Origin of the sequence: Sphingomonas sp. (assembly GCF_965200105.1) — a bacterium.
In the GTDB taxonomy this organism is placed as follows: Bacteria; Pseudomonadota; Alphaproteobacteria; order Sphingomonadales; family Sphingomonadaceae; genus Solisphingomonas.
This window is the reverse complement of sequence record NZ_CBDATN010000002.1, coordinates 2,188,706-2,202,247: the sequence shown is the minus strand read 5'-3', so window position 1 is coordinate 2,202,247 and position 13,542 is coordinate 2,188,706. Positions and strand designations below refer to the sequence as shown.

The 13,542-nt window shown below is 70.7% G+C and carries 18 protein-coding genes; 2 read left to right on the top strand and 16 right to left on the bottom strand.

Translation table 11 applies throughout. The features are described from left to right. Positions 1–65 precede the first annotated feature (65 nt). The 8 genes from pal to ACOFKX_RS12250 form a co-directional block, all read right to left on the bottom strand. Positions 66–614, bottom strand: coding sequence for a peptidoglycan-associated lipoprotein Pal (gene pal / locus ACOFKX_RS12285; RefSeq protein ID WP_419827252.1), 549 nt, complete (start codon positions 612–614; stop codon positions 66–68). 84 nt (positions 615–698) lie between these two features. Further along, on the bottom strand, positions 699–2,054 hold the full coding sequence (tolB, locus tag ACOFKX_RS12280) for a Tol-Pal system beta propeller repeat protein TolB (protein WP_419827251.1): 1,356 nt from the start codon (positions 2,052–2,054) through the stop codon (positions 699–701). Beyond that, on the bottom strand, positions 2,054–3,301 hold the full coding sequence (locus ACOFKX_RS12275) for a hypothetical protein (RefSeq protein WP_419827250.1): 1,248 nt from the start codon (positions 3,299–3,301) through the stop codon (positions 2,054–2,056). Before ACOFKX_RS12275 ends, tolB begins: the two co-directional genes overlap by 1 nt. Positions 3,302–3,311: 10 nt before the next feature. Next, positions 3,312–3,761 (bottom strand): protein TolR, encoded by a 450-nt coding sequence (gene tolR / locus ACOFKX_RS12270; protein WP_419827249.1) that lies wholly within the window; start codon positions 3,759–3,761, stop codon positions 3,312–3,314. Beyond that, a complete protein-coding gene (gene tolQ / locus ACOFKX_RS12265) occupies positions 3,762–4,448 on the bottom strand; it encodes a protein TolQ (RefSeq protein WP_419827248.1) in 687 nt (228 codons plus the stop codon). After that, positions 4,445–4,909 carry a YbgC/FadM family acyl-CoA thioesterase gene (locus tag ACOFKX_RS12260; RefSeq protein ID WP_419827247.1) on the bottom strand — a complete coding sequence of 155 codons (465 nt, stop codon included), beginning with the start codon at positions 4,907–4,909 and terminating at the stop codon, positions 4,445–4,447. Before ACOFKX_RS12260 ends, tolQ begins: the two co-directional genes overlap by 4 nt. Positions 4,910–4,933: 24 nt before the next feature. Beyond that, positions 4,934–5,956 carry a Holliday junction branch migration DNA helicase RuvB gene (gene ruvB, locus ACOFKX_RS12255; protein WP_419827246.1) on the bottom strand — a complete coding sequence of 341 codons (1,023 nt, stop codon included), beginning with the start codon at positions 5,954–5,956 and terminating at the stop codon, positions 4,934–4,936. Next, entirely contained in the window at positions 5,953–6,471 is a 519-nt protein-coding gene (locus ACOFKX_RS12250) for a hypothetical protein (protein ID WP_419827245.1), read from the bottom strand. Before ACOFKX_RS12250 ends, ruvB begins: the two co-directional genes overlap by 4 nt. Before the next feature lie 99 nt (positions 6,472–6,570). On the opposite strand from ACOFKX_RS12250, the gene ACOFKX_RS12245 reads away from it, so the two are divergent. Continuing rightward, positions 6,571–7,053 (top strand): pyridoxamine 5'-phosphate oxidase family protein, encoded by a 483-nt coding sequence (locus tag ACOFKX_RS12245; protein ID WP_419827244.1) that lies wholly within the window; start codon positions 6,571–6,573, stop codon positions 7,051–7,053. 113 nt (positions 7,054–7,166) lie between these two features. Here the strand turns inward: ACOFKX_RS12245 and ruvA are convergent, their stop codons facing one another. The 5 genes from ruvA to ACOFKX_RS12220 all read right to left on the bottom strand — a co-directional run bounded on the left by ruvA (position 7,167) and on the right by ACOFKX_RS12220 (position 9,692). Continuing rightward, a complete protein-coding gene (ruvA, locus tag ACOFKX_RS12240; protein WP_419827243.1) occupies positions 7,167–7,766 on the bottom strand; it encodes a Holliday junction branch migration protein RuvA in 600 nt (199 codons plus the stop codon). Then, positions 7,763–8,257, bottom strand: a complete 495-nt coding sequence (gene ruvC, locus ACOFKX_RS12235; protein ID WP_419827242.1) for a crossover junction endodeoxyribonuclease RuvC — start codon at positions 8,255–8,257, stop codon at positions 7,763–7,765. The genes ruvA and ruvC overlap by 4 nt, the downstream gene beginning before the upstream one ends. Positions 8,258–8,279: 22 nt before the next feature. Further along, positions 8,280–9,026: a YebC/PmpR family DNA-binding transcriptional regulator gene (locus ACOFKX_RS12230; RefSeq protein ID WP_419827241.1), complete on the bottom strand. Its 747-nt coding sequence runs from the start codon at positions 9,024–9,026 to the stop codon at positions 8,280–8,282. Positions 9,027–9,096: 70 nt separating this feature from the next. Further along, on the bottom strand, positions 9,097–9,339 hold the full coding sequence (locus tag ACOFKX_RS12225) for a DUF2312 domain-containing protein (protein WP_419827240.1): 243 nt from the start codon (positions 9,337–9,339) through the stop codon (positions 9,097–9,099). Between the two features lie 59 nt (positions 9,340–9,398). Then, the gene (locus ACOFKX_RS12220) at positions 9,399–9,692 is read right to left on the bottom strand and encodes a DUF1244 domain-containing protein (protein WP_419827239.1); all 294 of its coding nucleotides are present in this window, start codon (positions 9,690–9,692) and stop codon (positions 9,399–9,401) included. A gap of 67 nt (positions 9,693–9,759) precedes the next feature. Between ACOFKX_RS12220 and pyk the strand changes: the two genes are divergently transcribed. Then, the gene (gene pyk, locus ACOFKX_RS12215) at positions 9,760–11,232 is read left to right on the top strand and encodes a pyruvate kinase (RefSeq protein WP_419827238.1); all 1,473 of its coding nucleotides are present in this window, start codon (positions 9,760–9,762) and stop codon (positions 11,230–11,232) included. Between the two features lie 10 nt (positions 11,233–11,242). Here pyk and ACOFKX_RS12210 read toward each other — a convergent pair whose 3' ends face one another. From ACOFKX_RS12210 to ykgO, 3 genes are read right to left on the bottom strand one after another with little or no spacing between them, the layout of a single operon-like run. Further along, positions 11,243–12,616, bottom strand: coding sequence for a serine hydrolase domain-containing protein (locus ACOFKX_RS12210; protein WP_419827237.1), 1,374 nt, complete (start codon positions 12,614–12,616; stop codon positions 11,243–11,245). A gap of 25 nt (positions 12,617–12,641) precedes the next feature. Then, complete coding sequence (locus ACOFKX_RS12205; protein WP_419827423.1) at positions 12,642–13,274, bottom strand: HAD family hydrolase; 633 nt, start codon at positions 13,272–13,274, stop codon at positions 12,642–12,644. Continuing rightward, positions 13,274–13,399 (bottom strand): type B 50S ribosomal protein L36, encoded by a 126-nt coding sequence (ykgO, locus tag ACOFKX_RS12200; RefSeq protein ID WP_004210176.1) that lies wholly within the window; start codon positions 13,397–13,399, stop codon positions 13,274–13,276. Before ykgO ends, ACOFKX_RS12205 begins: the two co-directional genes overlap by 1 nt. Positions 13,400–13,542 lie beyond the last annotated feature (143 nt).

Below are 13,542 nucleotides of genomic sequence, written 5' to 3'. Positions count from 1 at the left end.
CGATCAGGCCCGGAAGATCGGGGCTCGCGGGCGATCCCGCAAGCCCGCGCCGCCCGACCGGAGCCTTATTGCGGCACTACTGTCACGGCGCGGCGGTTCTGCGCCCAGGCGCCGTCGTCGGAGCCCGTCGCCGACGGCCGCTCCTTGCCGTAGCTGATGACGCTGATGCGATCGGGCGAGATGCCCGCCGAGACGAGCGCGTTCTTGGCCGAGTTCGCGCGCCGGTCGCCGAGCGCCAGGTTGTACTCTCGCGTGCCGCGCTCGTCGCAATGCCCCTCCACCGTCACGCGCACCGCCGGGTGCGCGGACAGCCAGCGCGCCTGCGCGGTGATGATGCCCTGCGCCTCGCCGTCGATATCCGAACTGTCGGTGGCGAAGTGGACGGTGTCCGTGCCCGCCTGCGCGATGAAGTCCGCGCGCTGGCCGGTGAGCCCGTCGCGGCCGACCCCACCATTGCCGTAGCCGCCGGCGCCACCCGATCCATCGGCGGGGCTGCTCGACGAAGGCGGCGGCGGCGGCAGCTCTTTGGGCTTCTTCTTGGAGCAGCCGGCGACGGCCAGCCCGGCGGCGAGCGCCACGATCGTAACGGTGCGCGTGGCGGTACGTGCGGACATAATCTTCTCCCTCACGGCGTAGACTGGGGCGCCCCCGCATGACGGCCGAAACGTGCGGACTGACGCCCGCGCGGTCAACCCTGCTCACGGCAGCAGCGGCGACCAGCTCGGGTCCGATCCATCGAGCGGGGTGGGGATCGCGCGCTCGTTCACGCCGGTCAGGTCCACCGACCACAGGTCCGCCTTGCCCGATCCCTGGCCCGTCCGGAAGAACATGATGACGCGGCCGTTGGGAGACCAGGTCGGCCCCTCGTCCTGCCAACCATGCGTCAGGATCTTCTCGCCCGAACCGTCTGGCGCCATCACGCCGACGTTGAAGGTGGAGAGCTTGGTGAACGCGATGAGGTCGCCGCGCGGGCTCCACACCGGCGTCGCGTAGCGGCCACCGCCGAAGCTGACGCGATGCTGGCCAGAACCGTCCGCGTTCATCACGTAGATCTGCTGCCCGCCCGAGCGATCGCTCTCGAACACGATCTTCGATCCGTCTGGCGAGTAGGAAGGCGCGGTGTCGATGCCGGGCGCGGAGGTGAGCTGCTGCGGCTGGCCACCCGACGCGGCGACCCGATAGATGTTGGTGTTGCCGCCCGTCGACATCGAGAAGACGATCGAGCGTCCGTCGGGCGAGTAGCGCGGCGCGAAGGTGAGGTTGGCGCGATCGACCACCAGGCGATTGCGACCGGAGCCGATATCGTAGGTGTAGATGCGCGGGCGGTTGCCCTCGAAGCTCATGTACACGATCGACTGCTGGTTGGGCGCGAAGCGCGGCGTCAGCACGATCGACTGGCCGTTCGTCAGGAAACGGTGGTTGGCGCCGTCCTGGTCCATGATCGCCAGCCGCTTGGTGCGGTGCGCCTTGGGGCCGGTTTCCGACACGTAGGCGACGCGGCTGTCGAAGTACGGCCCCTCGCCGGTCAGCCGGGTATAGACCGTGTCGGCGCACTTGTGCGCGGCGCGGCGCCAGAACTGCGGCGTCACGACGAAGCCCTGCCGCGCCATCTCGTTCTTGCTGTAGACGTCGTACAGGTAGCAACCGACCGTCAGCGTGCCGTCGCCATTGGCCTGCACGAAGCCCTGCACCAGCGCGGACGCACCCGTCGTCGTCCAGTAGCCGTAATCGGGGGCGGAGACCTGCGGGTAGGCCACCGCGTGATCGGTAGAGACCGGCTTGAACAGACCCGAGCCCTTGAGGTCGTTGGTGACGATCTGCGCAACCTGGCGGCCGAGCGCGTCGGTCTGCCCGGCGGCCGTCGCCTGCGCCTGCGGGGTGGGCATCGCAGGGATCGCGATCGGCATCGGCTCGGAGATGCCGCCGGTGATGTCGACGACGAGGCGCTGGCCGGGCGCGGGGCCGGCGCCGGGCGCGGCCTGCGTGGCGGGAACCTGCGCGGTGGCAACCGCCGGGATCAGCAACAAGGCGAGGATCGCGGGCGTTCTGGTCATCACATCCTGTCCGGTCGGAAGCGGAAGTCGAAATCGTCCCAGCCGCCCTCGTAGAGATCGGCGGGCAGCCCGCCGATCGGCGAGCAGCGCAGTACCGCGCGCCGCGCCGCGTCGGCCATCTGGCGGGCATAGGCACCGTTCTGGCCGTTGACGCCGGACTGTTGGCCCGCCGTCACCGAGGCGACGGTGCCGTCGCGGCGCATTCGGATCGACAGGGTGGTGACGATGGTGCCCGCGTCCGCGCCGCCGGCGGGCGGGTTGTAGCAGGGCTTCACCTTGGCCGCGATCAGCCCGACGAGGCCGGCCATCGACTGCGCGCTCACCTGCGCAGCGTGGGGGGCAGGCCCTTTGGCGGGCGCCTTGTCGGGGCTGAGGCCCTTCAGAAAATCGCTGCCGATGCGCGAGCCCCGAGGCTTGGCCTGCCCCTGCGACTTGCCGGTGCCGACATCCTTGGGAAGATCCTTGAGGAAGTCGGACGGCAGGCCGGGCGCCTTCTTCGCCGGCGTCGCCTTGCCTTCCGCCTTGGACGGGATCGCGCTCTGCGAGGTCGACTTGGACGACGTGGCGGTCGTCGACTTCGCCGACGTGGCGGGCGCGGACTTGGCCGGCGTCGTCGGCGCTGGCTTGGCGGGCGCGGGCTTGGCGGGCGTCGGCTTGGAAGGCGTCGGCTTGGGCGGCGCAGGCTTCTCGACCGGCTTCGCCTTCTCGGGCTTGGCCGGCTTCGCTGGCGCGGGCTTCTGCGGCTTGGGCTCGGGCTTCGGCTTCTCCGGTTTAGGGATCGGCTTGGGAACTGGCTTCGGCTCGGGCTTCGTCACCGGCTTGGGCGGGATGGGCTTGGGCTTCGGCTCGGGCTTGGGCGGCGTCGGTTTGGGCTCCGGCGGCTTCGGCTCCGGCGGTGTGGGCTTGGGTGGCGTCGGCCTCGCGGGCACGGGCTTCGGCGGCGCAGGCTGGGGCTTCGGCGCGGGTGGCGGCGGTGGCGCGGCCTCCGGCTCGGGCGCGGGCGGCGGGGGCGCTGCGTCCTCGGGCTTTCCCTCGTCGGGCGCCTCCTGCGCGGCCTCGGGCGCCTCCTGCGCGGCCTCGGGCGCGGCCGAGCGCGCGCCGACCTCTTGCGCGATCGTCACGTCCATCGTGTCGGCGAGTTCGGGCTTGGGCACCTTGGCCTGGAACAGCCCGAGCGAGAGCAGCGCGAACAGCAGGACGTGGCCAGCCGTCGCGACCGCGAGCCCCCGCTTCTCCGCCCGCTCCATCGCTCAGGCCCTACCCGCCGCCCTGCTCGGCGACCGAAACCAGCGACACCTTGTTGAGCCCGGCGTTGTTGAGCTCGCCCATCACGCGCATCACCTTGCCGTAATCGACCGCACGATCGGCGCGCAGGAAGATCTGGGTAGGATCGCCCGGCGGGCTGCGTACCGCGATCTGATCCAGCTTCGCGGCGAGCGCCGCGTCGTCGACGGGCTGGTCGTCGACATAGGTGCCGCCCTTGGCGTCGATCGAGATCTGCACCGGCTTCTTGGGCTGCTCCAGCGCCTTGGCGCGACTGTCGGGCAGGTTCACCGGCACGCCGGACATCAGCAGCGGCGCCGTCACCATGAAGATGATGAGCAGCACCAGCATCACGTCGACCATCGGCGTGACGTTGATCTCCGCCATCGGCGCGCGCGAGCGGCGTCGCCCGCCGCCGCCCGACGGAATCCCCCCCATCGCCACCTATTCGGCCTCCAGCTCGCGGCTGAGCGTGCCGTGGAAACCGTCGGCGAAGCGGTGCAGCCGCGCCTCGATTCGGTTCACGCCGTGCGTCAGCCGGTTGTAGGCGATGACCGCCGGGATCGCCGCGAACAGGCCGAGCGCGGTGGCGAACAGCGCCTCCGCGATGCCCGGCGCGACGACGCCCAGCGAGGTATTCTGCTGCGCCGCGATGTTGGTGAAGGCGCGCATGATGCCCCACACCGTGCCGAACAGCCCGACGAAGGGCGCGACCGAGCCCACCGTGGCGAGGATGTTGAGCCTGTCGGACAGCCGATCGACCTCGGCGTCGGCGGCGGTCGCCATCGCCTGCGCCAGCCGGGTTCGCGTGCCGTCGCGATCGATCGCCTTGCCCGAGGTGGAGCGCCGCCACTCGCCGACGCCGGCGGCGAGCACCTTGGCGGAGGGCAGATCGGACTGGCGATTGGCGGTGTAGAAATTGTCGATGTCCTCGGCGCCCTTGAAGTCGCGCTCGAAGCGGACGGTGCGCGCGTGCAGGCGCCGCAGCCGCAGGCCGTGGACGATGATGATCGACCACGTCCAGATCGACGCCGCGATAAGGCCGAGCATGACGATCTTCACGATGATGTCGGCCTGGAGGAACAGCGAAATCGGCGACATCGTCGCATCGGTGGCGATGGTGGGCGTCATTGCTGAATGGGCTCCCCTTGCAGCCGTCTTATCGCCGCGATCCACGCCGCAGGCTGCCGGCGCGGCCGGCCGTCGGGCGCGACGAACGCGGCGGTGACGTCCGCCTCCGCCAACGTCTCGCCCTCGCGCATGACCGTCTGCTGAATGGCGCATGACGCGCCGCGCGCCGCCGTCACCCGGCTGACGACGGTGAGCGCGTCGTCGAAGCGGGCCGGACGGCGATAGCGCACGCGCAGGTCCGCGACGGTGTAGCTGCCCGTCCCCTCCGCGATGGCGGCGCGCTGATCGATGCCGGCGCAGCGCAGCATCTCGGAGCGCGCCCGTTCCAGGAAGCGCAGATAATCTGCGTGGTACACCGCGCCCGACTGGTCGGTATCCTCCCAGTGGACGCGCACCGGATAGCGATGCGCGCCCGCGACGAGGCGGCCGGTCGGCGGCAGGTCGGTCGCGTCGTTAACCATGATCCGGGACGGGATAGCGGAAGGCTATTCGAGGGCAAGCCCCTCCTGCGTGCCAGTGGGCGGCGGCAAGCCGAGATGCGTCCACGCGCGGCCTGTCAGGCAGCGGCCGCGCGCGGTGCGCGCGAGCAGGCCGAGCTGGATGAGGAAGGGCTCGATCACCTCCTCCACCGTGTCGCGCGGCTCGGCGAGGCCGGCGGCGAGCGTCTCCACGCCGACCGGGCCGCCGCGATAGATGTCGGCGATCATCAGCAGGTAGCGATGGTCCATCGCGTCGAGGCCGAGCGCGTCCACCTCCAGCCGGAGCAGCGCCGCGTCCGCCACCTTGCGGTCGACGGTGGGATCGCCGGCGGCATGCGCGAAATCGCGAACCCTCCTCAGCAGCCGCCCCGCGATGCGCGGCGTCCCCCTCGCCCGCCGCGCGATCTCGCCCGCGCCTTCGGGCGTGATCGGCAGCATCAGCAGTCGCGCCGCGCGCGTGACGACGTGAGTGAGTTCGTCGACGGTGTAGAATTGCAGTCGCACCGGGATGCCGAAGCGATCGCGCAGCGGCGTCGTCAGCAGCCCCTGTCGCGTCGTCGCGCCGACCAGCGTGAAGCGCGGCAGGTCGATCCGCACCGATCGCGCCGACGGCCCCTCGCCGATCATCAAGTCTAGCACCCGATCCTCCATCGCGGGATAGAGCACCTCCTCCACCGCCGGCTGGAGGCGGTGGATCTCGTCGATGAAGAGGACGTCGCCCTCCTCCAGGTTGGTGAGCAGCGCGGCGAGATCGCCCGATTTGGCGATCACCGGGCCCGAGGTGGCGCGAAAGCCGACGCCCAGCTCGCGCGCCACGATCTGCGCCAGCGTCGTCTTGCCGAGGCCGGGCGGGCCGAAGAGGAGGACATGGTCCATCGCCTCGCCGCGCGCCTTGGCGGCCTGGATGAACACGCGAAGGTTTTCGCGCGCCGCCTTCTGGCCGACGAAATCGTCGAGCGTACGCGGGCGCAGCGCCGCGTCGACGTCCTCGGGCGCGCGATCGGGGGCGAGCAGCCGGTCCTCGCTCACGGCACGACCCGCACGCCCATGATCTCGACGTTGGGCGTGGGCGCGGCGGCGATCTGGACGACGTGATCGCCGGCGGTGAGCGGCAGGTCGACCAGCTTGCGGATCGGCCCGCATTCCGGCCCGTGGCCGTGCGCGACCGACGCCGCCGATACGCCGCGATCGACGACGTCGAGCCAGACGGGGCCGCTCAGCGCGAAGCGGTAGGTGCCGGTGACGGGCGCGTGGACGCGCAGCAGCCCGGCATAGGCGAGCGGGCCCCCGGTGCGACGCGGCGCGACCACCGGCACCAGATCCTGCGCGGGCGAGAGCGTGACGGCGGCGGCCTGCCCCATCGTCATGCGCGGCAGCGGCCCGCGATCGGCGCGCGGCGCGGCGACGATCGAGGCCGGGCGCACCCACGCCGCAAAGGCGGGCAGCGCGTCGCAAAGCGTCGGCGGCGGCTCCGTGGCGGGCGCGTCCTCGGCACCCGCCGCGCTCGCCGCCGCCAGCAGCATCCATGCCATCGAGCGTAACATCGCCACCTCCGTTAGCGGGCGACCCGATCCACGCGAAGCCCCGCGAGGGAACAGTCGCGCGGCTCCGCCGGTTTTGCTTCCGACATATGGGAGACGATCATGGCGGACGATAGCGAGATTGAGGCGAAGTTCTGGAAGGCGCTCAAGGCTTCGCCCTTCATGATGCTCGGCCTCGACGGCGCGCGCGACGGCCACACCCAGCCGATGACCGCGCAGACCGAGGGCGATCACGGCCCGGTCTGGTTCTTCGCGACCAAGGACAATTCGCTTACCAAGGCGCTCAGCGAGTCGCACCGCGCCATCGCGACCTTCACCAGCAAGGGTCACGACGTGTTTGCCAGCGTTCATGGCGCGCTGACGGTCGACTCCGACCAGACGACGATTGATCGGCTGTGGAACCCGCATGTCGCGGCCTGGTACGAAGGTGGGAAGACCGACCCGAACCTGGCGCTGCTTCGCCTCGATACGGAGAAGGCCGAGATCTGGCTCGGCGGCAGCTCGATCGGCGCGGCGATCACCCGGCTGTTCGGCAAGGATCCCAAGGACACCTACAAGGACAAGATCGCCGAGGTGACGCTCTGACGGCGTAAGGCGGTGCGATCGCGGGCGCTCCGAAAGCGCCCGCATCGCCGGCCCGGCTTCGCGCGACACGATCCGCGCCTCGCATGGCCGTCGCGGCCATGCCGAGTTCGTGCTTATGCGCGTGACGCCTTGCGTAGCGCGATCCGGACGACGGCGTCGAGACCAGCTTCGCCACCTAGCTCCGCGATCGCCGCGCCGACTGCTGCGGTTGCCTCCGCCGGCCGGAAGCCGAGATTGGCGAGCGCAGACAGCGCGTCCGCCTCCACTCCCCCGACGGGTTGCCCTGAGCCGCTCGCCGCAGGTCCGAGGGCGGGCCCGGCGCGATCCTTGAGTTCGGTGACGATGCGCGTGGCGAGCTTCGCGCCCACGCCGTTGGCGCGCGCTACCATCGCCTTGTCGCCTGCCGCCACGGCGCGCGAAAGCTCGTCGGGCGCAAGCACCGACAGGATGGCGAGCGCGACGCGGCCGCCCACCCCCTGCACGCCCGTCAGCAGCCGGAACCAGTCACGCTCGGCGCCCGATCCGAAGCCGTAGAGCGTGAGCGCGTCCTCCCGGACGTGGAACTCGGTGAGCAGCAGCACGTCGCTTCCGATGCCGCCGATCGCGGCCAGCGTGCGCGCCGACAGCAGCACCAGCAGGCCGACGCCATGAACGTCGACCACCACATGGTCGACGCCCAGTTCGGCAAGCCGGCCGGAAAGCCGCGCGATCACGCCCGCCTCATCAGCGCCAGCGCGCCGGCGCCGTGATGCGCGTGGCATATCGCCACCGCCAGCGCGTCGGCCGCGTCCGCGCCGCTCGGTCGTGCGCCGGGCAGCAGCCGCGCGATCATCGCCTGCACCTGCACCTTGGCGGCTCCGCCGGTGCCGACCACCGCCTTCTTGACGGTGAGCGGATGATATTCCCCGACCACCAGCCCCGCCTGAGAGGCGGCGAGCAGCGCCATTCCACGCGCCTGGCCCAATTTGAGCGTCGACTGCGGGTTGGCGTTGCCGAGCACTTCCTCCACCGCCGCGCCATCGGGCCGGTGCGCGCGTACGATTTCGACGAGCGCGCCGTGGAGGAGCTGGAGCCGGCGCGCGAGCGGCATGGAGGCATCGGTGCGCACCTGCCCGTCAGCGACGTGGGCGAGGCGGCTGCCCTCGGCGCGAATCACCCCCCAGCCGGTGCAGCCGAGCCCGGGATCGAAGCCGAGGATCAGCATGGCGGCCGCGTGGCGGGTAGGATCAGGAAACCTGCTCCATCACCTCGTCGGGCACGTCGTAATTGCCCCATACGGTCTGCACGTCGTCGTCTTCGTCGAGCTGGTCGATCAGCTTCATAAGCTGCGTCGCCTCGTCCACGCTGGCGAGCGTGACCTGCGTCTGCGGGCGCCAGGCGAGCTTGGTGCCCTCCGGCTCGCCCAGCGTCGCCTCGATCGCCTTGGCGACCTCGTGCAGCGTATCCGCCGCCGTCCAGATCTCGTGCCCGTCCTCGGACGAGGAGACGTCCTCCGCGCCCGCCTCCAGCGCCGCCTCGAACACCGCGTCCGCCTCGCCCGCCCTGGCGGGGTAGGAGATGAGCCCGAGCCGGTCGAAGCCGTGGCTCACCGAACCCGGCGCGCCCAGATTGCCGCCGTTCTTCGATACGGCGAGACGCACGTTGGTGGCGGTGCGGTTGCGGTTGTCGGTCAGCGTCTCGATGATGAGCGCGACGCCGCCGGGGCCGAAGCCCTCGTAGCGTATCTCCTCGAAATTGGCGCCGTCCGCCGCCGACGCCTTGTCGATCGATCGCTTGATGTTGTCGTTGGGCATCGACTGCGCGCGCGCCGCGATGATCGCGGACCTGAGCCGCGCGTTCATCGCCGGATCGGGTAGCCCGCTCTTGGCCGCGACGGTGATCTCGCGGCTGAGCTTGGAGAAGAGCGCGGAGCGCTTCTTGTCCTGCGCGCCCTTGCGGTACATGATGTTCTTGAACTTGGAATGGCCGGCCATCGCCGTCTCTCGTCCTTGTTTCGCGTGGCCTCGGTCTAGGCCCCGGCGCGGCCGGGGCGCAACCGCCGCCTCACCCCATTCCCAGCGCCGACTTGTACGTCTCCAGCAGAGCGTCCGCCTCGTCGCGGTCGTCCTTGTTCATCTTCCGCAGCCGCACGATCGTGCGCATCGTCTTGGGATCGTAGCCGCCGGACTTCGCCTCCAGATAGACGTCCTTGATGTCGTCCTGCATGCCCTTCTTCTCCTCCTCCAGCCGCTCGATGCGCTCGATGAAGAGGCGAAGCTGGTCCGCCGCGACGTTGCCCTCGCTCAATGTCCGTTCCCCCGATTCCCTTGAGAAGGGCGGCGGGATAGGCGGCGCGGAGGGCTGCCTCAAGCCGTCGGGTTGAGTTTCATGCTCTCGGCCATGCGCGCGAGCTGCTCGGGCGTCGCCTCGCCCTGGTGCCGCGCCTTCCACTCGGCCTGCGGCATCCCGTACACCGCCTCGCGCGCAACCGCCTTGTCGAGGCCGGAGGCCTCCGCCAGCCAGTCGCCCAGGCAGTTGCGGCAGAAGCCGGAGAGCCCCATCAGGTCGATATTCTCGGCGTCGCTGCGGTGGCGCAGGTGGCGCACCAGCCGGCGGAAGGCGGCGGCGGCGTGCGCGTCATCGATCGCGTCGATGTCCATGTCGTGTTTCCTTAACCATGTTGAGCGCCTAAGGGTTCGGGCTTCCCGCCCGATGTAGGATGCCGGCATGTCGATCAAGACGAGCGCGATGGGCCCTCGTCGGCGCAAGGTGCGCATCCTCGCGACGCTCGGGCCCGCCAGCCGCGACCCCGCGATCATCGAGGCACTGATGCGCGCCGGCGCCGACGCCTTTCGGCTCAACATGAGCCACGGCGAGCCCGCCGACCACGCCGCCAGCGTGAAGGCGATCCGCGCGCTGGAGAAGACGCTCAGCCGGCCGACCACCATCCTGGCGGACCTGCAGGGCCCCAAGCTGCGCGTCGGCACCTTCGCCGACGGCATCGTGACGCTGAAGACCGGCGACGCCTTCCGCCTCGACCGCGACGCAACGCCCGGCGACGCCGCCCGCGTCCACCTCCGCCACCGCGAGATCTACGAGGCGCTGGGGCCGGGCCAGCGGCTGCTGCTCGACGACGGCAAGATCGTGCTGCGCGTGACGGAGAATGCGGGCGACGCGATCATCACGCGCGTCGAGGTCGGCGGCGCGCTGTCCAACCACAAGGGCCTGAACGTGCCCGACGTGGTGGTGCCGCTCGCCGCACTCACCGACAAGGATCGCACCGATCTCGCCTTCGCGCTGGATCAGGGCGTGGACTGGATCGCGCTCTCCTTCGTGCAGCGGCCCGAGGATCTCAGCGAGGCGCGGCGGCTGATCGGCGGCCGCGCGGCACTGCTCGCCAAGATCGAGAAGCCCGCCGCGATCGAGCGGCTGGACGAGATCGTCGAGCTGTCCGACGCGGTGATGGTGGCGCGCGGCGATCTCGGCGTCGAGCTGCCGCCCGAGCGCGTGCCGCCGATCCAGAAGCGCATCGTCTCCACCGCGCGCACGATGGGCCGCCCGGTGGTGGTGGCGACGCAGATGCTCGAATCTATGATCAAGAGCCCGTCCCCCACCCGCGCCGAGGTCTCCGACGTCGCCACCGCGATCTACGACGGGGCGGACGCGATCATGCTCTCGGCGGAGAGCGCAGCGGGCGACTGGCCCGAGGAGGCGGTGGCGATGATGGACCGCATCGCCGTCTCGGTGGAGAACGACCCCGACTACGCGGCGCGCCTCCACTTCACCGAGACGCCGCCCGACGCCACCACGGCGGACGCGATCGCGGCGGCGGCGACCCGGATCGTCGACACGGTGTCGGCAACCACCATCGTGTGCTTCACCAACTCGGGGTCGACGGTACGCCGCGTGGCGCGCGAGCGGCCGCGCGTGCCGATGCTGGCGCTGACGCCGAAGCTCGCGACAGCACGGCGCATGGGCATCGTGTGGGGCACGCACGCCGTCCATACCCGCGACGTCGGCAGCTTCGAGGAGATGATCGCCAAGTCCAAGCGCATGGCGCTGCGGACCAAGGTGGCGGCGGGCGGCGATCCGATCGTGCTGATGGCGGGCGTGCCGTTCGGGACGCCGGGTTCGACCAACGTGCTCCACGTCGTCCGGCTGAGCGGCGACGAACTGCGCAACTACGTGGCGAAAGGGTAGGCTCCGGCGGTCAGTCCGCCGGAAAGATCGTGAACTGCTCGACGCGGCCGCGCACGCCGGGTTCGGCGCGCAGCACCGCCACCAGCGTGCGGCCGGGGAAGCGCAGGCGGTAGACCTCCTCGGTGAAGCCGCCGCGCAGCGCACTTGCGATCCGGGTGACGCCATCGGGCTCGGGCAGCGCCGAGAGGCTGGCGCGATAGTCGGCGAGCGCGGTGGGCTTGAAGTAATAGCGGGCGTTGGCGGTGAGCAGCGACGGATCGAGCGTGCCGCGCCGCAGCGCGTCGTACAGCGACCTCGCGCGCGCCGTGCCGCCCCCGTCGCCGCCCAGCAGGATCGCCTCGATCCTGTCGGCGATCGCGGTCTCGGCGTTACCGAAATCGGCATTGTCGAGCACCACGATGGCGGCACGGTCGTCCGGGTAGACGCGGTTCTCGGAGAGAAAGCCCACCGCCTCGCCGCCGTGATGGAGCCGGCGGTGGCCCGACACGGTATCGATGTCGACGCCGAGGCCATAGTCGTTCTTCTGCCCGCCGGGGAGCGCGACCGCCGTGCGCTGCGCCGCATAGGAGGCGGGCGAGAGCAGCCGCCGGTCGATCATGCCGATGTCCCAGCGCGCGAGGTCCGACGCCGTCATGGCCAGCTCGCCGGCCGCGAACAGCCAGCCCGCCGCCGCCGGCTTCTCCTCTCGCACCGGGCCGAGCGCGTAGCGGCCGTGCGGGTGCGCATCGGCGGACGTCATGCCGGTGTCGGCATCGACCGCGCTCGTCATGCCGAGCGGCTTGAAGATGTGGGCGGCGAGATAGGGCAGGAGCGGCTGGCCCGACGCCTTCTCGACGATGCGGCCGGCGATCACGTAGCCCGTGTTTGAATATTGATACTGGCTGCCCGGCGCGAAATCGAGCGGCACCTTGGCCCAACGCGCGAGGACGGCGTCGGGCGTCGTCGGCCGCTCCATCGCCGCGAACGCGTAATCCTGCGGCCAGTAGTCGCGATAGCCGGAGGTGTGGCTGAGGATCTGGCGCACCGTGATCCGGTTCGCCTGCGTGAGCGTCGGCTCCCACCGCGCCACGGGATCGTCCAACGTCAACCGATGCCGGTCGGCCAGCATCAGGATCGCGGTGGCAGTGATCTGCTTGGAGATCGACGCGATCGGGTAGCGCGCGTCGGTGCGCGCGGGCACGCCCGCCGCCTGCTCGCCATAGGCCTTGGCGTAGACGATACGGCCGTCCTGTACGACCGCGATCGAGGCGGCCGGCACCTGCGTACGCTTGAGGACGTCAGCCGCCGCCCTGTCGATCGCCGCCTTGTCGGCGGGGTCAAGCGGGTGGAGCGCCGCGGAGGTCGGCGCGGCGAAGAGCAGGGCGAAGACCGGCAGGAGACGCATGGCCTGATGCTAGCCGCGCGGCCGCTCAGAGCAAGCCATGCCCCGCCAGCGCATCGCGGAGCGGCTCCGCGCCCGCGAACAGGTGGCCGACGAAGCCCGCCACCTCGGCGCCCGCGACATTCTCCGCCCGATCGTCGACGAACAGAGCCTCGCCCGGCGCGAGACCGAAGCGGGTGAGCGCGAGCGCGTAGATCGCCGGGTCGGGCTTGGTGATCCCCGCCTCGCCCGACACGAGGATTTCGCGGAACGGAGCAAGGAGCGCTGCCTCGCGTGCCGCGAACGGCGGCCAGAACTCCGCGCTGAAGTTGGTGATCGCGTAGAGCGGCACGTGCGCGGCTGCGAGTTCGGAGAGGATCGCGCGCATGGCGGGCAGCGGCGGGCCGATCTGCTCGACGAAACGCTCGCCCCAAGCGCGGATCAGCGGGCCTTCGTCCGGATAGAGCGCGATAAGCTCGGCGGAGGTCTCCGCGAACGGCCGGCCTGCATCATGCTGCGCATGCCATTCGCGCGTGGCGATATGCGCGAGGAAACAGTCGAGCCGCGCCTCCTCCGGGATCAGCGTGGCGAAGAAACCTCGCGGATCCCACGGCACCAGCACGTCGCCGACGTCGAAGACGACGGCGCCTACTGTCGCCGGCTCTACGCCGGCGGGCTGGATCAGCCCTGGCGCGCCTTGAAACGGCGGTTGGTCTTGTTGATGACGTAGGTGCGGCCGCGACGACGGATCACGCGGTTGTCGCGGTGGCGCCCCTTGAGCGACTTCAGAGAGTTGCGTATCTTCATGGCGCGCGCCCGTACCTGTTCGTAATCTGCCGGAAAAAGCGAGGCGCCCGCCTATGGGACGCCCACCGCCGAGTCAAGCTGCCGGATCGGACCGTCGGAGCGTTTCCCCGCGCTCGGACGTTACGCACCTGATCCGATCCTTG

Bases quoted from the DNA above. Each gene is read 5' to 3' on its own strand.
- ACOFKX_RS12250 (WP_419827245.1), bottom strand. From the start codon at position 6,471: ATGTTACGCTCGATGGCATGGATGCTGCTGGCGGCGGCGAGCGCGGCG.
- ACOFKX_RS12260 (WP_419827247.1), bottom strand. From the start codon at position 4,909: ATGGTTAACGACGCGACCGACCTGCCGCCGACCGGCCGCCTCGTCGCG.
- pal (WP_419827252.1), bottom strand. From the start codon at position 614: ATGTCCGCACGTACCGCCACGCGCACCGTTACGATCGTGGCGCTCGCC.
- ykgO (WP_004210176.1), bottom strand. From the start codon at position 13,399: ATGAAGATACGCAACTCTCTGAAGTCGCTCAAGGGGCGCCACCGCGAC.
- ACOFKX_RS12220 (WP_419827239.1), bottom strand. From the start codon at position 9,692: ATGGACATCGACGCGATCGATGACGCGCACGCCGCCGCCGCCTTCCGC.
- tolQ (WP_419827248.1), bottom strand. From the start codon at position 4,448: ATGACGCCCACCATCGCCACCGATGCGACGATGTCGCCGATTTCGCTG.
- ACOFKX_RS12275 (WP_419827250.1), bottom strand. From the start codon at position 3,301: ATGGAGCGGGCGGAGAAGCGGGGGCTCGCGGTCGCGACGGCTGGCCAC.
- ACOFKX_RS12210 (WP_419827237.1), bottom strand. From the start codon at position 12,616: ATGCGTCTCCTGCCGGTCTTCGCCCTGCTCTTCGCCGCGCCGACCTCC.
- tolB (WP_419827251.1), bottom strand. From the start codon at position 2,054: ATGACCAGAACGCCCGCGATCCTCGCCTTGTTGCTGATCCCGGCGGTT.
- ACOFKX_RS12230 (WP_419827241.1), bottom strand. From the start codon at position 9,026: ATGGCCGGCCATTCCAAGTTCAAGAACATCATGTACCGCAAGGGCGCG.
- ACOFKX_RS12245 (WP_419827244.1), top strand. From the start codon at position 6,571: ATGGCGGACGATAGCGAGATTGAGGCGAAGTTCTGGAAGGCGCTCAAG.
- pyk (WP_419827238.1), top strand. From the start codon at position 9,760: ATGTCGATCAAGACGAGCGCGATGGGCCCTCGTCGGCGCAAGGTGCGC.
- ruvC (WP_419827242.1), bottom strand. From the start codon at position 8,257: ATGCTGATCCTCGGCTTCGATCCCGGGCTCGGCTGCACCGGCTGGGGG.